This window comes from Altericroceibacterium indicum, assembly GCF_009828105.1.
GTDB lineage: Bacteria > Pseudomonadota > Alphaproteobacteria > Sphingomonadales > Sphingomonadaceae > Altericroceibacterium > Altericroceibacterium indicum.
On sequence record NZ_WTYQ01000004.1, the window covers coordinates 34,067 to 54,428 of the forward strand.

Genomic DNA, 20,362 nt, shown 5'->3' on the forward strand with positions numbered 1-20,362 from the left:
AGAAACATCACTGAGTCTGGACTTCATTATCCGTCATCAGGCTCTGGCCATCAAGCCATTGGAGGATTTCACGAGCCGCGGGATGGTCGATATTTTTATAGCGCGCCCGTAAACGGTCAGCACGTTCCCCCAGCCGTTCAAAGCCGACATCCTGGAAGGCCAGAATATCCTGCGCCAGAAGTTCTGCGAATTCTTCCCCTAGCAGCGCATGGGCCGCCCTGCGGAAGGCCGCGCCATAAGCGTACCGCTCGCCCTGCTCATAGACCATGGGGAGTGTGAGGGCAGGCACACAACCCAGATGCGCTTGTATCGCCGGATTGATTGCATGGCCGGAAACATGCTCTGAGATGGCGGCCGAGCGACCGGTGAAGGCCCTCAGGTGCAGAAAACGCGACATGCGCGCGCCATCATTCACCGGGTAATTGTCCCACAGGCACACCGGGCGGCCCAATTGCCCGGCCACCTTTTCGAGATGGGCGGGGCCAATTTCACGCGAGCATACTTCTTCCCCCGTCCAATAGACCTGGATTGCGGGATCGAGCCTGCGGCCCAGTTCACTCAGATAATCCTCTGGTCGATCAGCAAAGACGAGATCGAGCACCGGATCATCGGAATAATAGGTGGGGCAGGTGTAGATCTGTGTCGCACGTGTGTTCTGGGCGCAGAAATTCACGACCTCTGCCTGCCGTTCGGCAAGTTGGGGCATATCACCGCGAAGGTCATCGAACAGGATTGCCAGATCGTCTACACCGATCCGGTCAAAATCTTCCAGCCTGCGCAAAAGATCGCTGCGCACCGCCTCATCGAAGGGGTGCGTGGAGTCCACTGGGGTCAGCGCCATGCCGAAACGCATTCCGACATGGCGGCATTCACCGGACAATGTTTCCAGATAGGCGCTGTCTTCCGCGCTGTGTGATACCCGCCAATCGCGTCGCAAACACCGGTCTGCCTTGGGGCCGTAATGGTAGAAGCTATAGCCCGCAGCCGCCAATGTCTGCACCACATAGCTGCGTTCCTGCGCAGACCATGATGGACCAAAACGCCCTTCTATAAGGCCAAGGGGCGGCATCATTCAGGATCGTCCTTTCGCGCACCACCAATCCATGTTGTGCGGACTTTATATTCGCTATCAAGATGGACAAGATCAGCACGAAGGCCCGGAGCAATCGCGCCGGTCACATCATCAAGCTTCAGGAATTTGGCAGGGTTGCCGCTGGCCATTTGCGATGCTTCCACAATGTCATGGCCGAGCATCTCCATCGCATTGCGCAGGGCCTGTGCCATGGTCAGGGCTGAACCGCCTAAAGTGCCATCCGGCCCCCGGCATGTGCCGTCAATTACCTGAACTTCGGTGCCCATCAATGTGAATTGGTCCTTCATCCCGCCTACCGGCGGCATGGCATCGGTGACAAGCATGGCACCTTCCAGCCCGCGCGCAGCGATCGCCACGCGCAAGGCTGCTGGATGGACATGCAGCCCGTCAGCAATAATCCCGAAATGAGTACGGCGATCTTCCAGTGCTGCGCCAACCATGCCGGGCTCTCGGCTGAGAAACTGCGTCATCGCATTGAACAGATGAGTGAAGCCTGCCAGCCCTTCTTCGAGCGCTGCGCGAGACTGATCATAATCGGCCATACTATGCCCGGCGCAGACCAGCACTCCTGCTTCTGTCAGCGCTTTTACACTACCTTGCGGGGCGAGCTCCGGGGCGAGAGTGATGATCCGCCGACCGGTCGTGGGCACAGACAGGCGCGCGATGACATCGGCATCGACAGTGGCAAAGCGCGTGTCATCATGAATGCCCTTCTTGGCAGTATTGAGGTGGGGGCCTTCAATATGCACCCCCAATATGCCGGGCACCTTCTGGTGTAAGGCCTCTTCACCAGCCGCAATGGCTTCATCCACAATGCCGGGGAAGTCACTGATGAGGGTGGGCATGATGCCAGTGGTGCCAAAGCGGCGATGGGCTTCGGCAATCCGTCTCAGGCCTTCAACATTCGGCATATCATTGAACAAGACATCTCCACCGCCATTGACCTGCACGTCAATGAAGCCGGGCATCAGCCATCCGCCGTCCAGCTCCTGCACTTCGCAATCAGTGGGTATGTTACCAGTCGGTGCGAGGCCGACGATACGCACATCGCCCGGCTCGCCATCGATAAGCAGCGCCTGACCGTCCAGAATGGCGTCTGGTAAAACGATCTGCGCACCTGAAAGAGCCTGAAGTGTCATAGGGTGCGAGTTACCTTGTTGAGATGGGGAGGGCTATCAGGATTGTGCCCCCGCGCGAGGGACACGGCGTTTGCCAAAGCATAAAAGCTCTGGATCTGGGCAATCGCTCCGAGCGCGGGATGGCAATCCGTGGCTGTGGGGAGGGTGCATTCGGCAGAACTGACATCCTGTGCGCGCCCGGCTGCGATCACTTTGGCGCCGCGTGCGGCGAAATCTTCCAGCCTTTCGTTGAGGCCAGTGCTGGCTTCATCCAGCGGGGCAAGGGCAAGCACCGGATCGCCTTCCCCCACGAGTGTCATCGGCCCATGGGCAAATTCCGCACTGCTGAAGGCTTCTGCGTGAAGACCGCAGGTTTCCTTGAGTTTGAGTGCGGCTTCCCCGGCAATGGCAAGAGTCGGCCCGCGACCGAGCACGAACATGTCACCGGCGGAGGTCAGCATGTCGGTGACGCCGGTCCAATCGGTATTGGCGGCCTTGGTCAGGACCTCTTCCACTTGCCCTAGTGCGGCAAGCAAAGCGCCATCCTGCGACCATTCAGCCACCAGATGCATCAAGGCTATCAATGTGCAGACAAAACTCTTCGTTGCCGCGACGCTGTTTTCCGGGCCAGCATAAACCGGGATTACGATGTCGGCCAGCTCTGCCAATGGGGAATTGGCGTCGTTGACGATGGCAATAATGAGCGCGCCTTTTGCGCCGGCTTCCTCAGCCGCAGCCAGAAGATCCGGGCTTTTGCCCGATTGGGAAATGGCGATCAGTGGCACATTGCGAAAGTTTGGGGAGGTCGCATGGTAGAGTGAACCGGTGGAGGGGGCATGGCTGAGGGTGGGAGTGTGGCCGTAGATTTCCAGCAGAAACTTGCCAAAGGCCGCCGCCTGATCCGAGCTGCCACGCGCCAATGTCGCAGCGAAAGGCGGTGCCAGTTCGCGCAGGCGTGCGCCTGCATCGCGGACCAGATCGGAATTGAGTCGCAGTTGCTCAGCGCAGCGGGTGGGGGCCTCATGCGCTTCCTTGGACATCAGGGTTTCAGTGCGGGGGGTGTTTTCAGTCATAGGGGACAGATACCATTTTGCTGTTTTAGAACAAGTGGCATTAAAGTGGTTTTGTTAAATTAGCTTTGATGATACCAGTATGCTCCATTGTGCTGCCCAATGGTCGAGGGAGATGCTGTGTTAAAAATCGTGCTTGCTGCCAGTGATGGTCCGGGAGAAATCAACGAGGATAAGGTTGGTTTTTGCGGCAATGCTGCCTGGGTAATTGATGGAGCGACCGGGGTGGGTGCTGGCCTGCTTCCCGAGCCGAGTGATGCTGCGTGGCTCGCGCAAGCTGCCAGTGATGCGTTGACGATTGTGCTGTCGCAGCAGCCGGAGAGTTCAACCCGCGATGTGCTGCGTGAAGTGATGGCGCGGTGCCGGAGCGAGTTGTATCGACAAAGCATCAGGCCGGTCGGGCCGGATGATCATTTGCCGTCTGCTGCTTTTGCGATGGTTCGCATCATGGATGGTTACGCCGAATTGACGACGCTCGCTGATTGTCGCGTTGTCGCTCACAATGAGGCGGGTGAAGCGCAATTGCTCGGTTCTTCCGCGCTGGATGCGATCGAAGGGCGCACGATCGAGCTGGCTGCAAAGCTTCTTCGCGGAAATCCTTCTATCTCGACGCAGGATTTGAAGGCACAGCTTTTGCCGCATCTGCAGGGCAACCGTGGCTTGATGAATCAGCCGCATGGCTATTGGGTGCTGGGAACTGATCCTGCTGCGGCAGACCATTTGTGGCAACAGCGTATCCCCCTTTCTGCTGGCCGGCGCTTCGCCATCGCAAGTGACGGGTTCCTTCGCCTGATTGAATTGTTTGGGGCGGCCAGTGCTGCCGATTTGCTGGCCATTTCGAGTGAGTTGGAATGGAGCCGCTGGCTGGCTGAATTGCGCCTGTTGGAGCGAAAAGAAGAGTCTCGCCTCAGCTTTCCTCGCGTCAAGCCGGAGGATGATGCCAGCCTGATTATCTGCGAATGGGAGGGCGAGATATAATGCTGGTCATGGGCTTTATGAGTGGCACTTCGCTTGATGGAGTGGATGCGGCACTGCTCGATACGGATGGTTCGCGGATCAACGGTTTTGGGCTGACTTTGTTTGAGGGCTACAGCGCGCAGGAGCGTGCTGCGCTAGAGCAGGCGACACAAGATGCGCTGCACTGGAATGGCTATGGTGAAGTTCCGCCGTCCATCGCGTCGGCAGCAGCTGTGATTGAGTCGATCCATTGCCGTGCTGCCCGCAAGCTGATGGAAATCTCGGGCGAAAGGCCGGACCTTCTGGGCTTTCACGGGCAAACATTACTGCATCGTCCAGAACGCAAATTGTCACTTCAGATCGGAGACCCGCAAGTGTTGGCAGACGCGTTGGGTGTCGCGGTTGTGGCTGACATGCGGCAAGCAGATCTTGCTGGTGGTGGGCAGGGTGCCCCACTGGTGCCTGCCTATCATTCTGCCCTGGTTGAATATCTGGACCTGCCGCGCCCGGTGGCATTCTTGAACGTCGGTGGGGTAGCTAACCTCACTTTCATTGGCATGGGTGGAGAGCTGGTTGCCTTTGATACCGGCCCCGGAAATGGCTTGATCGATCAATTGGTCCAGGCCCGCGGAGCCGGGAATTATGATGATGACGGGCGCTTTGCTGGTGCTGGCAAAGTCCAGCCCGATATTCTGGAAAAGCTCCTCCAGCATGAGCATTTCAGCGGCCATGGTCCTAAATCGCTCGACCGTTATGACTTCCCTCTGGATTGGGCGGTGCCTCTGTCTCTGGAGGACGCTGCGGCCACTTTGACGGCATTTACCGCAGATGCCGTGGCAATGGCTGTGTCGTCTCTGCCACAGGCTCCTGAAATATGGATCATATGTGGTGGCGGGAGCCATAATTCGACGCTAATGCGCGCGCTCGGTGATCGGCTTGGAGATTGTCGTGCGGCGGATAGCTTGGGTTTGCGCGGCGATTTTATTGAGGCTGAAGCTATGGGCTTTCTGGCAGCGCGCAGTGTTAAAGGTCTGCCGCTGACATTTCCCGGGACGACGGGAATCGGTGAAGCGCTTACCGGAGGCCGTTTGTGGCGCCCCAATTCGCCACTGAGCGAAAATATGTGCTGAAAACACATTGAATTTTCAGAAAAATATAACCAATTGCATACCACCTCTTTACATATGTGTTACAGGTATGCATTCTGGTACTGTCAACATGGCATAACTTTCGAGCCTTTGGGTCGCGACAGGCCATCAAAAGGTCTGAATCCGGGGACGTAAGAGGGAAATCCAAATGGTACAAATACCAAGATATGCAGTGGCCATAGCAGCTCTGGCTGCTGGGATCGCACAAATGCCCAGCGCGGCTTTCGCACAATCGACTGATACAGCATCGTCCGCCACAGCGCAGGCAGACGCAAGCGCGAATGAGCCGATTGTGGTTACTGGTACGCGCATCAAGGTTCCGGGGCTGACGTCCAGCAGCCCGGTTGTATCCACCAATGAAGAGCAGATCCGGTTGCAATCGGCACTTACCATTGAGGATTTCTCCACTAAACTGCCGCAGCTTTCTGGTGGCGTCCGGCAGGGTTCGCAAGGCAGCGATGCTTTCGGCGCACAGGTGCTGGAATTGCGCAATTTTGGCCAGAGCCGTTCACTGGTTTTGATCAACGGCACGCGGGCGACGCCATTCGGCTTTCGTAACTCGGTCGATGTGAACTCTATCCCATCATCGCTGATCAAGCGTGTGGACGTGCTGACCGGCGGCGCTGCCGCGGTTTACGGCGCAGACGCTGTGGCTGGTGTGGTCAATTTCATTCTCGACGATGATTTTCAGGGTATCAAAGGCACGGCGACCACGCGTCTTTCTGAACATGGCGGCGCGCAATATGGTGGTTCGGTCACGGTTGGCGGCAAGATCGGCGATCGCGGTAATATCGTGGTGGCTGCGGACTATACTCAGCGCGATCTGATCCGGGCGAAAGACCGCGATTGGGCAGCAACCCCCAATCAGACTATCCGTAGCCTCGGTGGTGTTTTCACTGATGTGGCCAGCGGCAACACTTTCGGCTTCACCGACAATGGTGATTTCACCACGACACCTTCTGCCACGTCGAATATCAGCGGCAGCTATCCGTTGGTATCGCCGCTCAAGCGCATCAACGTCACCACGTTGATGAAATATGAGATTACACCAGCAGTCGAAGCTTATGGCCGGGCGATGTATACCAACGTCCGCACGCGGGAAACTGGTACGCCGGGTGCTACGCCAGCTTCTGTCAATCAGGTCGTTTCGATCAATCAGGATAATCCGTTCCTGACAGATGACATCCGCAATCAGCTTACATTTGTAGATGGTGCTGCGCAGGTTAACGTGGCGCGCTCTCTGGGCGAACTGGGGCTTATTACGTACAACACCGAACGTGATACGTTCCAAGTCCAGGGCGGGCTGCGTGGCCCGCTGACACCGTCAATCGACTGGAATATTTACGCCCAGTATGGCCGCTCCAGCGAAAGTTCAAAGATCACCGGTGACGGCTTGGTGACGAGCCCGAGCGGGGCCAATAACTTTGCTTCCATCGTCAACAAAGTCGATATATTCGGTCCGAATGCACCTGGTCTGGCTGACGCTTTGGGTACCACGATCAACGGCTTCAAGCGTGATCGCGACCAATTTGTAACGGCCGCCAACCTCAGTGGTACGCTGGAAGATCTGTTCTCACTCCCGGCTGGCCCCATCGGCTTTGCTTTGGGTGTGGAATATCGCCGCGAAACCGCCAGCATCAATCAGGACACGTCGCTCCTCACCGGTAACACCTACCGTGAAGGTGTGCAGGGTGCCTATAGCGGCTCTTTCGATGTGAAAGAGCTGTATGGCGAAATCCTGGTCCCTGTGCTTCATGATCTGCCGCTGATTGAAAAGTTCGATGTCGGCGGTGCCTATCGTCTGTCAGATTATGATCTGTTCGGCACGCATGGCACCTGGAAAGTAGAAGCGAACTGGAAGGTTGATCCAAGCCTGCGGTTCCGTGGCACCTATCAGCGCGTTTTGCGCACGCCTAACTTCGGCGAATTTGCCGCCAGCACATCGTCACTGCCCTTCAGTGCGCTTGTTACGGTTGATCGTTTGAAGCCACGGTATGGCGGCGACCCTTGCGTGCTGGGTACAGGTGATGCGGCACAATGCGCCCGCTTTGGTGCGCCAGCTGTGGGCTCTGTCGACTCCACTTCGGCCAGCTATCTGACCGGCAATTATTATTACGGTGGCAATCCCGACATCAAGCCTGAAACGGGTTACACTACGACAATTGGCGGTGTGTTCACGCCCAGTTTCCTGCCCGGTTTCAACCTGACAGTGGATTGGTATGAACTGGACCTTCGCGGTGCAGTTGGTGTGATCCAGCCGATTGCGGCGATCACAAGCTGCTACATCACCAACCCGACAGAGGGTAATCCGCTCTGCCAGTTGGTGACACGCAATTCAGATGGCAGCTTCAAAGACGCCTATGTCAACAATCAGAATCTGGGCCGCTTGTTGCAGCGCGGGTTTGACATTTCTGCCAATTACACCATTCGTCCGGAGTGGCTGCCGGGTGACGGGGTGCGTCTGAGCTATCAAGGCAACATCGTCACATCCTATCTCATTCAGGCGAACTCCACCGTTGATCCGGTGCAGTGCAAGGGCACCTTTGGTGCGACCTGTTCGAGCGATGGCACCACACTGGTTCAGCCAGACTATCGCCACACGGCGGGTGTTTCGTGGCTGCTCCCACATGGTGTGGTTCAATTTGACTGGCAGCGGATTGGCAAGGTCCATTCCAGCAGTGCTGGTTCGGATGAAACACTGGCGGCGCAGAACACCTTTGACCTGTCGGCTTCTTATGATCTGAGCGATGCCATCACTTTCACGGCTGGCGTCTACAACATGTTCGACAAGAAGCCGCCGATGGTTTCAACCGGCGGTGTGTTCAATACCTTCCCCGACACTTACGACATTCTGGGCCGCACCTTCGGCCTGTCGCTGACGGGTAAGCTCTAAGCATTTTGGTAAAACGAGACGCCCGGCCCTGACCATCGGGGGCGGGCGTCATCTTTCCTGACATTTTTGCAAGGCTTTCCTTGCGCATCCGATATGGAGTTCTTTGCCCATGACGCTGCCCTTCTCGACAGCTGACTGGCTGGTTATGGCAGGCTATGTTCTTTTGCTCCTGGCGGGAGGATGGATCTTCACGCCACGCAAAACCGCCTCGGCCCATGATTACTTTCTCGCTGGTGGCAATGTGCCTGCATGGCTTGCGGCCATATCGGTTCTTTCAGCAACACAATCTGCGGCGACCTTCCTTGGTGGGCCGGATTATGGCTATCATGGCGATCTGACCTATCTCAGCGGCAATATTGGCGGGCTGATCGGGGCGGTGTTCGTCTCGCATGTGATGATCCCCCGTTTCTACGCGATGAAGGCCACCACGGCCTATGAGCTCCTGACCTTGCGCTTCAGTGAAGCCGCGACCCGTTGGGCTGGCGGCATGTTCCTTGTGGGGCGTGTCTTCGCGGGCGGTGCGCGGGTTTATCTTGCGGCCATTGCGCTGGCGATTGTGATCGCGGGTAGTGTGAGCGCGCATAGTATCATGATCGCAGCCGCCGTTCTGATTGTGGCAAGCGTCTTGTTCACCTTCGTTGGCGGGTTGAAGTCGGTCCTGTGGAACGATCTCATCCAGTTCATTGTCTATCTCGGCTCTGCGATTGCCGTTCTGGTGTTCCTGCGCATGTCGATCCCTGCATCGACCAGCCAGATCATTGACGGGCTGATGCATACGCCAGAAGGCGTGAACAAGTTGCAATTCTTCGACTTTTCGACCGATCTGTCGCACCCATTCTCATTGCTGGCTGTCGTGACCGGGCTGTCCTTGCTCTACATCGCCAATGCCGGGATGGATCAGGACACCACCCAGCGTCTGCTCTCCTGCAAAGATGCCAAAACCGGTGCGCGGAGCCTTTATCTCTCCGTGCTGGTGACAGTGCCGGTGGTCGGCATGTTCATTGTGATCGGTCTGCTGCTTTATATCTTCTATGGCCGGCCTGACCTGATGGGCGGTGCTGCATCGGTTGCCGGAAGCCAATTTGGCGGCGAGAAGATCAGCATCTTTATGCACTATATCCTTACAGAATTGCCCGGTGGCCTGCGCGGTCTGGTAACGGTGGGGATTTGTGCCGCAGCGGTCGCCACCACGAATTCAGCATTGAACGCCATGTCCTCAGTGCTGATTCAGGATTTCTACCGCCCGTGGCGTGAAAACCGTGGAGCAGTCGCAGAACATCATTATGTGAATGCCGGACGTGCGGGCATGGGGCTGATTGGCTTTGCCATGTTCGTGATGGCGGTGTTCTCTTTCTATTGGCAGCGTTACAGCAATATGGGCCTGCTCGAATTTGCCCTGCAGGTCATGGTGTTCACCTATGCAGGCTTGCTGGGCGTTTATTTCACCGCTCTTTTCACCAATCGTGGCAACACGGGTTCGGTCATCGCATCCTTGTTTATCGGCTTTACCACCGTGCTAATGCTGCAACCCGAAATTGCTCACGTAATCGGCATACCTGCGCCGCTCGACACGCTATCCTTCCCTTTCCAGCTTTGCATCGCAACCGCCGTGGCTTTTGTAGTCTGCGTTGCCCCAGCAGGCCGGGGGAAGCCAGTAGCCGCCCCCGCGCAGTAATGCTCGAACAGGATATTTAGAATGAAGACCGAAACGCTCGACGCACGCTACATCGACCTCGATCTGTGGCCAACCGAGCTTGCCGTTGACGCGATGCTGGAAGGCCAGATGGCTGCCGTCGCATCGATCCAGTCACAAAGCGCTGGCATTGCCCGTGCTGCTGAAGAAGCGGCATTGCGCCTTGGGAGCGAGGGCCGCCTTGTCTATGTCGGTGCCGGAACCTCAGGCCGGCTCGGGGTTCAGGATGGCACGGAGCTTTATCCGACTTTCGGCTGGCCGATGGAACGGATGGTGTTCCTCATGGCAGGCGGAATGGATGCATTGACCGAAGCCTATGAAGGGGCAGAAGATGATGTGAACGCTGCCCGCGCTGACATTGATCGCCATTCCATCGGCGCACATGATGTGGTGATTGGCGTAGCGGCAAGCGGGCGCACGCCGTACACCGTGGCAGCGATCGAGCAGGCCAAAGCGGCAGGCGCGCTCACTATTGGCATTTCCAACAATGCCGGAGCGCGGCTGAGTGAAGCGGCTGACCATTCCATCGTTGCGGTGACCGGTAGCGAGATTGTGGGCGGTTCTACCCGCATGAAAGCGGGCACTGCGCAAAAAATCATACTCAATCTTATTTCTACCGCTATCATGATCCGTCTGGGTCTGGTGTATGAAGGGCGCATGGTGGCGATGCGCATTTCCAACGCCAAACTTCAGCAGCGGGGCTGCCAGATGGTGCAAGATATTGCTGGGGTCGATGCAGATGCGGCTGCCAGGGCTTTGGAACTGGCTGAAAATGACATTCGTCTCGGCGTTGTCATCGCATCCGGTGTGCAATTGGAAGATGCGCGTGAATTGCTGGAACGTCATGGTGGCAACATGCGTCAGGTGATGAGAGAAGTTGAAAAACGGGGCTAAAATCAATGCGTGACTTTGTCTGGACACGACGTGATGAAGGCACGCCTCTGTATCTTCAGCTTGCGCACAGCCTGCGCGAACACATCAAAAGCGGCGCGCTTCATCCCGGAAGTGCGCTGCCCTCTGAACGTGATTTGAGCGAGCTTGCTGGAATGTCGCGCGTTACTGTGCGCAAGGGCATCAAGCAGCTGATCGAAGAAGGCGTGCTGATCCGCAAGCAGGGGTCTGGCACCTTCGTTGCGCGGCGGATTGAAACTGCCGGCACACGGCTTAGCAGTTTTAGTGATGAAGCCCGTTCACGCGGGGAAGATCCCGGCGTTGTATGGATCAACAAGAGCTATGCCCAGCCCACGGAAGAAGAGGCTGAAACACTTCAGATCTCCGGATCGACGAAGGTTGCGCGCCTGAGCCGAGTGCGCCTTGCTGGTGGAGAGCCGCTGGCGATTGAACATGCGGTGATTCCGGCGGAGTTTATGCCCGATCTCGAAAGTTTGGAGGACTCGCTCTATCACGCGCTGGAAAAACACGGCTTCCGCCCTGTGTCCGGCCAGCAGCGAGTCCGCGCCTCTCTCGCTACGCCCACAGAAGCAGGCATTCTGTGTGTGGAGCAAAATTCCGAAGTGCTGCGGATTGAACGTGTGACACAGGCTCCTGATGGCCGGATCGTCGAATTTACCCGTTCAGTCTATCGTGGTGATCGCTATGAATTTGTGACCGAACTCAAGGAAGTTTGATCCGTTTACTCTTTTGCACGTTAGGGCAGAACAAAAGCCAGTGACATCCAAAGGAAGCGAACCCGCACATGGAATTTGAACTTTCTCAAATGGAAGTGGCTGATCGCTACAAGCTGATGGCCGCTTCCATCACTCCGCGCCCGATTGCTTGGGTATCAACGCTTTCAAGCGAAGGCGTACGTAATGCAGCACCTTATAGCTTCTTCAATATGATGAGCGCGGACCCGCCATTACTGGTGCTGGGTATGATGCAACGGCCTGATGGAAGTTATAAAGACAGCGCGCAAAATATTCTCGATACCGGGGAATTCGTCGTGAATTTGGTGTCCGAGGAAGATGCCGAAGCGATGAACTTCAGCTGCATTGACGCGCCGCCGGAATTTGATGAGCTGGAGCAAGGTAATATTGCGACTGTCCCATCGGTCGATGTCGCCGCACCGCGTATTGCGTCAGCTCCGGTGTCGATGGAGTGCCGACTTTACAAGAAAGTCGAAGCTGGAGTGAGCACCATTGTGCTGGGCGAAGTGGTCCGGCTTCATATTGCCGAGCCTTTCATTGACACGGACAATCTCCATGTCGATGCGGTGGCGATGCAGCTTGTCGCGCGTATGCATGGGGCTGGGTGGTATACCCGCTCTACCGACCGTTTCCAGATGGCCCGTCCAACCTATGCGGATTGGTTGAAAGACCAAAAGTAAGCTTCACGCGCGCCGGAGGAATATCCATCGGCGCGCGTCTCACTGATTCTTTTGCGATTTTTCCGCAGCAGCTTGTTCGCAGGCTTTGGGATCGGCTTCCTTGGCGCACGCAGCCTGTTGCGCCCTGGAAATCTGGGCATCAATGGCCTTGGCCTTTTCCTGTAGCTTGCCTTCAAGCACCTCATAACGCTCGTTGAAATCAGGTTCCTTTTTGCACGCAGTCAGCGGCATTAGCAGCGTTAGCCCTGTAATAAGCCAGCGCCGCATCAATAGTTCTTCTTGTAGCGGACGCTGACATTAGTGGAGCCTGATCCACCTGCCTGGCTGAGAACGGACAGGGCCGGTGTCAGGCTCACTTCAAGCTGTGTGGCGGTGAAACCACGCGCATCGGTGATGAATTCGACATAAATATCATCGGTCAGATATTGCCCGGCAGCCAGCGCCGTGCCGCGTCCGGTGGTATCATCCGCACCAAGCACCCGAAGGCGGTCAATCCCGGTGGCTGACCGCAATTTGCCCAAGGGGTTGAGCCCGCCGCCAGAGCCGCGCAGCGAGTTCAGCGAAGAGGCCAATTGGACGGCCTGAATGGCAGATAGATTGCCGACTGAACTACCAAACAGGATACGCGAGACGATTTCATCCTGCGGCAGACCAGGTGTGCTGGAGAAGGAAATCTGCGGGTCCATCGCCCGACCGCTGACACTGACATTGACCGTCACATCATCAATGTCATCCGTTGCTGTAATGGCGATCGTCGGGTCGATGGTGTTGCCGCCGGTAAAGTTCACCCGGCCTTCTTCAATCTGGAACGAACGCCCTGCGAAGCCCAACGTGCCGCGTACCAATTGTACATTACCAGAGAGGCGCGGTGCAGCGCTGGTGCCAGCGAGCGTGAGGTTGGCGCTCCATTCCGATTCCAGCCCCATACCGGAAACATAGAGTTGTTCAGGCGCGGTGAGTGTGACGTTGAGTCGAACCAGATCGAGCAGGCCTGGCTGAGATTCCACCGGCTCATCGCCAGTAACGCGCCGTGGCCCCCGTGGCGGTTTGAAGCGAACGCCGGTCAGTTCAGGCACTTCTGCCGAGCCCTGACGGATGATCTGATAGCGGGTTTCAGGAAGCTTGATCTGGCCTGAGAGCAGGGCTGTCTGGCCTGCAGTTTTGGTGAGATTCAACTTGCCCGTCGCGGTGGTGGACAGAGCATCACTGCGTGCCAGCCTTGCATTGTTGAGCGTGACGGACACGTCCATCGGATAGCCACTGGCCGCTGCCAGGCTGACATAACCCTTAGCGCTAAGAGAACCGTCACCGGCAGTGGCTTGTAATTTCTCCAGCTCCAGACGGTCACCGCTGAAGCGCCCGGAAATGGCCATATTGCTGAGGCGCGTGCCGTAAGTCTGGTTTTCATAGACCAGCTTGTCAGCCTTGATGATGCCTTTGAGCTGCGGTGCTTCCACTTTGCCCGAGAAGTCCGCTGCCACACCAATCGGTCCGCTCAGGCGCTGATCGGGTTGGCCAGCAAAGGAGAACAGCGTGTCGGCCGGACCATTATAGCGGATTCCACCACTCAAAGGCGCGCCAAGCAGGCGTTCCATCCATGGGCCAGAACCGGGGGGGAGAGGGCTGAGTGATGCCACCATTCGGCCGATCACACTGCCTCTGCGCCGCATGACCGCGCGGGCTTCTCCGCCACTTGGCAGCAATTTTCCGACAAAATTGATGTCAATCGGTTGGCTGACCGAAGCGGCCGTAGTCCGGCTGAAGCCATTGATCTGGAGCCGTGCATCGGCGCGTGGGAAGGCAGAAGGACTAGTTTGTTCGAAATCCAGACTGCCATTGGCGCTGCCACCAATTCCAAGGCCCGGCGCAAAGGCATTCACAATGCTGAGGTCCAGCGAATCCAAGCGACTTTGTACCTTCATTCCATCACCATAGGTGCCTGCGAGACGGACATTGCCCTTGCCGAAATCCACTGTGGTTGGCAGCAGCTTATATTCACCCTTGCCCAGTATGATGCGGGCAGGAGTGGTGGTAGAAAAATCGATCCCGCGGGCTTTGCCAGTCAGGGCAACACGCCACAATTCAGGTTCAAGATCAGCATTGGCGGCGATGCGGAAGGGCACACCGCTGAAGCCTTCAGCAAGCATTTGCGCCTTACCTGTGCCGTCGCGATAATCGACCTTAACCCGTGCCACGGCCAGATTGAGCGAGCCGAAGGTGGTTTCGGAAAGCTGCGCATCCGCCACCACATAGGGCTTTTCATACATCACGATCCGTGCGTCCACGATTGCAGAGCCGATGGTGACGTTGGCAGGGCCGGGCAGGACCGTGTTCTTGGCGCGCAAATTGACCAAGGCTTCCTGATATTTGCCTTGAGCATCAAGACGGATCACACCGCCCATACCCTGACCATTGGCGGTGAGTTCGCCTGCAAATGGCCCGGCTTTTGTCTGGCGCAATGACCCGGCGAGGTCGATCCCGGCAAAATTGGCTTTGGTGATATCGAGCGTCAGAACATCGCCCATACCCAGCACGACATCCCCGCTGATCGGGCCATAATCGCTATCACCTGTCGCTTGCAGGCGGTAGCCTCCGGGAGCGCCCGTCACATGGGCACGCAGATTGGCAAGGCCGATACCGAGGCCCGGTTTTTCTGCGATAATCTGGGCGTCAGGATTGCTGATGGTGCCCGTAACGCGCACGGCAATCGGGCCATATTGATCGGTCAGCGCATTGGCGTTGAAGGCGATCTGACCGTCAGGCGAATAGCTGCCACTGCCGCCAGTAATCCGCGCCGAAGGAGCGTTCAGCGTGAGGTCGCTGAAACGCAACCGTCCGTCATCGCCATAATTGATATCGGCTGCTGCTACAGCGTTGCCGCCCAGCACATTGCGGACGCTGTCATTGAACAATTGCGTCGTACGAACCCGAACCCTGCCAGCAAGAGCATAACCGCCCCTTTTCGTGGTCTTGAGATCCATGTCGGCCTCAATGTTGAGTATGCCGACGCTCTCAAGGCGATAATTATCGATCCGGCCATCAATGCCGCCGGTGTAAAGCCCGGTGGACATATCCGCGACGATGATGGCGGTCGCATCAAGCCGATCCGAATGGATGCGAATATTATCCGACAAAATGCGCGGTCCCTTGATCGCAAGATCGCCATCAAGTCGCACATTTTCGAGCTTTCCGCCCGCCACTGTATCAAGACCGGTGATCCGTGAAACACTGGCCTTTATAGGAATAAGGATCTGATCGGAGTTGACCGTCGCAGCCCCTGCAGCTTTGAGATTAACCAGTCCCATATCGTTCATCGAAAGGCGGTTTGCATTGAGGGTATAGGCCACCTCAGGTGTCGCAAATTCGCCATTCAGCGTCAGATTACCGCGCAGGCCACTGCCCGATAGATTCTCTGCAAGGGCGGAGGGCTTGAGCAGCACAAAGCCCAGTTTGAAATCTTCAAAACTGTTGTTGGAAAGATCAACAAGCCCATTGGTGTTGAGGCGAAAAGCATCGCTGGAGATGTTGCCGGAAAGATCTACGCGCCGTTCTGCAACAGCGGCGGCAAGCTCAATATTCGTGATCGGGCCAAGGAGGTTCGCCGTCGGGCCTTCAAACAGGCGAGCGACGCGTGTCGGGCCCTTGATGGCAAAGCTGCCATCGCGCGCGGTGAGTTGCAGCCGGGCAAATTCTTCACCTGCGAAATCGGCATTCAATTGCCCGTTCCAGCTGGTCCAGTCACCCTTGCCCTTGAGGGTGAGCGAGGCTGGCTCGGTCAGTCCGGCCATCGCGGCAATCATGCCATTGGCCGGGGCATTGAGCGTCAGATTTACATCGAGCTTGTTCTGTTCGGGCACGGCATCAAGCACCAGTGCCACAGTGTCGCCGCCTGCCATATCGGGGCCGGTGATGGTGTTGCCATTGAAGGTGACTTGGGCACGACCGTCTGAAATATGCGCTTTACCGGCCAGCTTCGCAACGCGTCGTTCCCCGCTAACCGGGGCTTCAGCGACGAATTGATCGACCTGCAATCTGCCCACATCAATATCAAAATTGGGCAACAATGGGGCATCACTGGGCGGGGTTTCATTAAACTCTGGCAGGCGCTGCAAGGTGATCAGCCTGGCCGTGGCGGAGCGAATGTCGGCATGGCTGTTGATGAAGGCGAGGGGGCGCCAATCTATGCGGATTTCGGGGGATGTGAGGAAACTGCCCTTGGGGTCCGACACCACAAGGTCATGGATAGTCATTTCGCTATAGATCGAGCCATCAATTTCCCCGATCCCGATTTTCATGCCGTTTTCGAACTGCAGGCCTTCGATCTGGGAGACGATAAAACGCTTACCGGGGGTGGTATTAAGGAACACCAGAGCGGCACCTAACAGCACCACAAGGGCGGCAAGAAGGATCAGTACCCATTTCACAATGCGTTTGCCGATATGACGGCGGGAGGTGGACTGTTCAGCCTCTACAGAGTCTATCTGTTCGACATCGGTTGCGGGGCGATCCATCGGATTATTCTCTTCGTTCGCCATCAGAATGCCTGCCCGATAGAGACATAAACGCTGATCTTGCTTTCACCGGGTTTTCTGCCCAGCGGTGTGGCGACATCAAGCCGCAATGGCCCGAAGTTTGTGTAAAAACGCCCACCAATACCGGCACCGAAACGAATGTCCGAAAATTGCGGTAAGCTCTCTTCATAGACCTGACCGGCATCGACAAAGCCGACCACACCGAAATTGCCGAAGCGGTAGCGCACTTCGCCTGCCGCTTCATTAAGGCTGCGGCCACCAATGGGATCATTGTCAGGGTCTTTAGGTCCCAATTGCTGATAGCCATAGCCGCGCACCGATCCGCCGCCGCCTGCATAGAAGCGCCGGGAAGGGGCAAGATCATAGCGATCGATGCCTTGAATGGTACCAAAGCGAACCCGCCCGGCCAGAACGATGCTGTTGCCGATCGGATAATAGGCTGAGCCATCAATCCGCGCGCGGACATAGGGAGTAAAGCCGCCCTGCAAAGAGCCTTCAGGCTCGATCAGCGTGGTCAGTTTGTAGCCCCGTGTCGGATTGAGGAGATCATTGCTGTGATCGATCCCCAATTGACCGGTCAACCCGCCGATGAAGAAGGTCCGGCGGCGCAACTTGCCCGCAGCGAAATCATAGTCCTGTTCATTGGTGGCGATGAGCTGCGCACCATAGGCATAGGTCAGCTTCTTCTGCCAGATGGGCGAGGAATCATAACTCCACAAGGTCGAAAGCCGCCCGGTGAAGGCTTCATAAGCATCGTAATTGCTATGCAGCGCCTCTGCGCCCATCTGGAAGGTGCGATCGCGCCGCCCTGCGTTAGAGCGGCGGAAAGTGGCGCTGGCGCCCTGTTCCTGCGTCCCTGCAACGCCTGTGAAAATCAGCGCGCCTTCGGGCGGGAACATATTGCGGTTGGTCCAGCTTCCTTCCACGCGGAAGCCTTGCCCCGTGCCAAAACCAGCGCTGCCTGCCAAAGTGCGCGGCGGGCCAGCGTCTTGTTGAACAAGGATGGTGGTATATTCGGTGCCATCATCCGCCGTTTCGCCACTGCGCTTGGGGCTGACGGCGACGGTGTTGAACAGGCCGGTGGCCACCAGCGCCTTGCGCAGATCGTCCACCTCGCGGCTGTCATACAAATCGCCCCGCTTGAAGCGTGTCAGCACATCCACATGCTCTGCATCAAAGGCGAGGTTTCCGGTGGTCTCTATCCCGCCAAAGCGTGAGCGCGGGCCAATGTCGACCGGCAGTGTATAGACGCCATCGCCCGTATCCTGATCGAGCAGAATGTCGCGCTGGCCCACTGTGGCAAAAGGATAGCCTTCCTGCGGCAAGGTCACAGCGATCTTCGCTTCTGCCCCTTGCACCCGGTCAGCGATAATGGGTTCGCCAACCTTCAGGGCAAAATTCTTCTGGATGAGATCAGGCGGAATAGTGGGGTCTGCCTTAATGACAATATCGGAGAAGCTGTAGCGCTTGCCAGGCGTGACATCGATCACGGCGGTCAGCGGCAGGCCATTATCACTGGTGGACCGTTCAATCCGTGTGTTGGTCTGCGCTCCATACCAGCCTTGCGAAGCGAGAATGCGCTTGATCAAGGCGCTGTCTTCGGTGAGCCTTGCGGCGACCTGCGCAGTATTGGCTGCATCGTCACTTTCTTCAAGGGCAGACAAGTCCTTGAACATGCCAGCCATATCTGTTTTGGCTTCGTCATCTGCACTGGCCAGGCCATTGACCTTCACAGTGTAAGGAACCTTCACCGTTTTATCGTCGCTATTGTCGGCTTCGGCAAATTCGACCGGCTCCACGTTGAAAGCATCCAGTGGAGGGAGCGGGGCGGTGAGTTCGGCATCCTGAATCGGTGCATCACCAATTTCTTCGACCGCATCACCATCGGCCAGCGCCGGATCATTGGCGGGCGGAGACTGGCCTTCTTCCGGCTTCGCATCGGCCTGTTGCTGGGCAATGCGGCGTTCGAAATCCTCGATTGATTCCAGCGATCCGGTCAGTTCAGGGTCGTCTTCCGGGGCGAGCTTGGGAATAGCATCGTTAAATTCCGCATTTGGAACCACCGTTTCCACTTCCGGCAATTGCGCATTGGCGGGCGGAGCGGGCACATCAAAGCCGCTGTCATCGCTCGCTGTGTCGGATGGGGTATCCGTGCTGGGCTGGCTGGTGGTGCTTTGTGCCTGCTGAGGTGCAGCATCCTGTGCAGAAACAGCCTGAGCCGCCGCTGAATTCCAAGGCAGAATAATCAGCGCGAGGCCTGCCGCCAGAGAAATACGGCTTGCGGCACCATTTAATAGTCTGATCGTTGGGACAAAATGCGAAGTATCGCCAGCCTGATGAAAAAGAAGACCCGATTTTGGCATTAAACGACACTACCCCTGATCATGCAAACGCCGACGGGCTGAAAGCAACCGTGTCTAAGCGTTCGAACGCTCAATCAACAATAAGCGAGATTGTGCCCGGCGCAATGGCAGAAACACCTTGGAAAATTCCAAAAACCGGGTGGATACAAGCGCTTAAGCGGGTTTACACGATGTGGGGTTTTCACAATCTATCGCTTTTGGGCGCGGGTGTGGCATTTTTCACCTTTCTTTCCATCACACCACTGATCGCGGCTGTCGTGATGATTTACGGGCTGATTGGTGATGTCGATACGGTGCAAAGCCAGATGCATTGGGTGTTCAGCATTGTCCCCCATGATGCGGCGCGACTGATAGAAGATCAGCTTTTGAGTGTGGTGACTACTAACTCCGGGGTCACTGGATTTGCCCTTATCGTGGCGCTGTTCTTTGCCATTTATGGCGGGATGCGTGCCGCGACCGGGCTCATAGGCGCACTCAATGTCATCAATGAAGAGCATGAAACGCGCGGAATCGTGCCGCTGACCTTGCGGGCCGCTGCACTTACAGTGGCTGCAATAGCGATTGCAATCACCGGACTAATTACCAGCGGAGCCTTTGTATGGCTACAATCGCAGGCGCAATTTTTGCTGGGGCCATTGACCGGCCTGTTATTCAAAGTGCTGACCTGGCTGGTGGCGATTGCTCTTGGCACTGGGGGCTTTGCCCTGATCATGCGTTATGGGCCAGACCGCCGCCCGGCCAAATGGCGCTGGCTGATCCCCGGCTCCATGCTCGCCACGGTGCTGTGGATCGCCATATCTTTCGGCTTTTCCTATTATGTCGCCTACGTCAGCAGCTATAATGCAACTTATGGGTCGATGTCGGCCATTGTCGTGTTTTTGATGTGGCTGTTTCTGTCGGCTTACGGCGTTTTGGCCGGGGCCTTGCTTAATGCCGAAATTGAACGTCAGACCGAAGTGGACACCACACGCGGGCCAGATATGCCACGCGGTGAGCGTGGCGCTGTGCTGGCGGATCTGGCGGAAGGTGATCTCACCATCGAACAATGGCTGCAAAAGAGCGAGAAACGCTCGATCAAGCGGGCGCTCAAACGGTCCAGACTGCGGTTGAAATAACAAGCCCCTCCAACCCGGTGGGGCGGAGGGGCTTGAAGGTTCAGCCTGTGTGGT

14 protein-coding genes are annotated in these 20,362 nt (G+C 56.9%); 8 read left to right on the forward strand and 6 right to left on the reverse strand.

Annotation, left to right across the window (positions count from 1 at the left end; all coding sequences use genetic code 11):
* Window positions 1-7: 7 nt before the first annotated feature.
* Genes GRI39_RS11070 through GRI39_RS11080 form a run of 3 tightly spaced genes read right to left on the reverse strand, consistent with a single transcriptional unit; the run spans window position 8 to window position 3,284 of the window.
* Window positions 8-1,072, reverse strand: coding sequence for a beta-N-acetylglucosaminidase domain-containing protein (locus tag GRI39_RS11070; protein ID WP_160739800.1), 1,065 nt, complete (start codon window positions 1,070-1,072; stop codon window positions 8-10).
* Window positions 1,069-2,232, reverse strand: a complete 1,164-nt coding sequence (nagA, locus tag GRI39_RS11075; RefSeq protein WP_160739801.1) for an N-acetylglucosamine-6-phosphate deacetylase — start codon at window positions 2,230-2,232, stop codon at window positions 1,069-1,071. Before nagA ends, GRI39_RS11070 begins: the two co-directional genes overlap by 4 nt.
* Window positions 2,229-3,284 carry an SIS domain-containing protein gene (locus tag GRI39_RS11080; RefSeq protein WP_246205053.1) on the reverse strand — a complete coding sequence of 352 codons (1,056 nt, stop codon included), beginning with the start codon at window positions 3,282-3,284 and terminating at the stop codon, window positions 2,229-2,231. Before GRI39_RS11080 ends, nagA begins: the two co-directional genes overlap by 4 nt.
* 117 nt (window positions 3,285-3,401) lie before the next feature.
* Here GRI39_RS11080 and GRI39_RS11085 point away from each other — a divergent pair, with 117 nt between their 5' ends.
* The 7 genes from GRI39_RS11085 (at window position 3,402) to GRI39_RS11115 (ending at window position 12,298) form a co-directional block, all read left to right on the forward strand.
* Entirely contained in the window at window positions 3,402-4,259 is an 858-nt protein-coding gene (locus GRI39_RS11085) for a protein phosphatase 2C domain-containing protein (RefSeq protein WP_160739802.1), read from the forward strand.
* Window positions 4,259-5,368: an anhydro-N-acetylmuramic acid kinase gene (locus GRI39_RS11090; RefSeq protein WP_160739803.1), complete on the forward strand. Its 1,110-nt coding sequence runs from the start codon at window positions 4,259-4,261 to the stop codon at window positions 5,366-5,368. Before GRI39_RS11085 ends, GRI39_RS11090 begins: the two co-directional genes overlap by 1 nt.
* Window positions 5,369-5,534: 166 nt before the next feature.
* Window positions 5,535-8,279 carry a TonB-dependent receptor plug domain-containing protein gene (locus tag GRI39_RS11095; RefSeq protein WP_160739804.1) on the forward strand — a complete coding sequence of 915 codons (2,745 nt, stop codon included), beginning with the start codon at window positions 5,535-5,537 and terminating at the stop codon, window positions 8,277-8,279.
* A gap of 109 nt (window positions 8,280-8,388) precedes the next feature.
* Window positions 8,389-9,954, forward strand: coding sequence for a sodium:solute symporter family transporter (locus tag GRI39_RS11100; RefSeq protein WP_160739805.1), 1,566 nt, complete (start codon window positions 8,389-8,391; stop codon window positions 9,952-9,954).
* Window positions 9,955-9,975: 21 nt separating this feature from the next.
* Window positions 9,976-10,866, forward strand: coding sequence for an N-acetylmuramic acid 6-phosphate etherase (locus GRI39_RS11105; RefSeq protein ID WP_160739806.1), 891 nt, complete (start codon window positions 9,976-9,978; stop codon window positions 10,864-10,866).
* 5 nt (window positions 10,867-10,871) lie between these two features.
* Entirely contained in the window at window positions 10,872-11,600 is a 729-nt protein-coding gene (locus GRI39_RS11110; protein WP_160739807.1) for a GntR family transcriptional regulator, read from the forward strand.
* Between the two features lie 68 nt (window positions 11,601-11,668).
* On the forward strand, window positions 11,669-12,298 hold the full coding sequence (locus GRI39_RS11115) for a flavin reductase family protein (RefSeq protein ID WP_160739808.1): 630 nt from the start codon (window positions 11,669-11,671) through the stop codon (window positions 12,296-12,298).
* A 39-nt stretch (window positions 12,299-12,337) separates the two neighbouring features.
* On the opposite strand, the gene GRI39_RS11120 is transcribed toward GRI39_RS11115, so the two are convergent.
* The 3 genes from GRI39_RS11120 to GRI39_RS11130 are packed head-to-tail and all read right to left on the reverse strand — an operon-like array spanning window position 12,338 to window position 19,193.
* Complete coding sequence (locus GRI39_RS11120) at window positions 12,338-12,568, reverse strand: hypothetical protein (protein ID WP_160739809.1); 231 nt, start codon at window positions 12,566-12,568, stop codon at window positions 12,338-12,340.
* On the reverse strand, window positions 12,565-16,833 hold the full coding sequence (locus GRI39_RS11125; RefSeq protein ID WP_160739810.1) for a translocation/assembly module TamB domain-containing protein: 4,269 nt from the start codon (window positions 16,831-16,833) through the stop codon (window positions 12,565-12,567). Before GRI39_RS11125 ends, GRI39_RS11120 begins: the two co-directional genes overlap by 4 nt.
* Window positions 16,833-19,193, reverse strand: coding sequence for an autotransporter assembly complex protein TamA (locus tag GRI39_RS11130; RefSeq protein WP_160739811.1), 2,361 nt, complete (start codon window positions 19,191-19,193; stop codon window positions 16,833-16,835). Before GRI39_RS11130 ends, GRI39_RS11125 begins: the two co-directional genes overlap by 1 nt.
* 209 nt (window positions 19,194-19,402) lie before the next feature.
* On the opposite strand from GRI39_RS11130, the gene GRI39_RS11135 reads away from it, so the two are divergent.
* Window positions 19,403-20,308, forward strand: coding sequence for a YihY/virulence factor BrkB family protein (locus GRI39_RS11135; protein ID WP_425482338.1), 906 nt, complete (start codon window positions 19,403-19,405; stop codon window positions 20,306-20,308).
* Window positions 20,309-20,362 lie beyond the last annotated feature (54 nt).

Excerpts from the sequence above, each read along its gene's own strand:
- GRI39_RS11070 (WP_160739800.1), bottom strand. The coding sequence starts at position 1,072 with ATGATGCCGCCCCTTGGCCTTATAGAAGGGCGTTTTGGTCCATCATGG.
- nagA (WP_160739801.1), bottom strand. The coding sequence starts at position 2,232 with ATGACACTTCAGGCTCTTTCAGGTGCGCAGATCGTTTTACCAGACGCC.
- GRI39_RS11080 (WP_246205053.1), bottom strand. The coding sequence starts at position 3,284 with ATGACTGAAAACACCCCCCGCACTGAAACCCTGATGTCCAAGGAAGCG.
- GRI39_RS11090 (WP_160739803.1), top strand. The coding sequence starts at position 4,259 with ATGCTGGTCATGGGCTTTATGAGTGGCACTTCGCTTGATGGAGTGGAT.
- GRI39_RS11095 (WP_160739804.1), top strand. The coding sequence starts at position 5,535 with ATGGTACAAATACCAAGATATGCAGTGGCCATAGCAGCTCTGGCTGCT.
- GRI39_RS11100 (WP_160739805.1), top strand. The coding sequence starts at position 8,389 with ATGACGCTGCCCTTCTCGACAGCTGACTGGCTGGTTATGGCAGGCTAT.
- GRI39_RS11105 (WP_160739806.1), top strand. The coding sequence starts at position 9,976 with ATGAAGACCGAAACGCTCGACGCACGCTACATCGACCTCGATCTGTGG.
- GRI39_RS11110 (WP_160739807.1), top strand. The coding sequence starts at position 10,872 with ATGCGTGACTTTGTCTGGACACGACGTGATGAAGGCACGCCTCTGTAT.
- GRI39_RS11115 (WP_160739808.1), top strand. The coding sequence starts at position 11,669 with ATGGAATTTGAACTTTCTCAAATGGAAGTGGCTGATCGCTACAAGCTG.
- GRI39_RS11125 (WP_160739810.1), bottom strand. The coding sequence starts at position 16,833 with ATGGCGAACGAAGAGAATAATCCGATGGATCGCCCCGCAACCGATGTC.
- GRI39_RS11130 (WP_160739811.1), bottom strand. The coding sequence starts at position 19,193 with ATGCCAAAATCGGGTCTTCTTTTTCATCAGGCTGGCGATACTTCGCAT.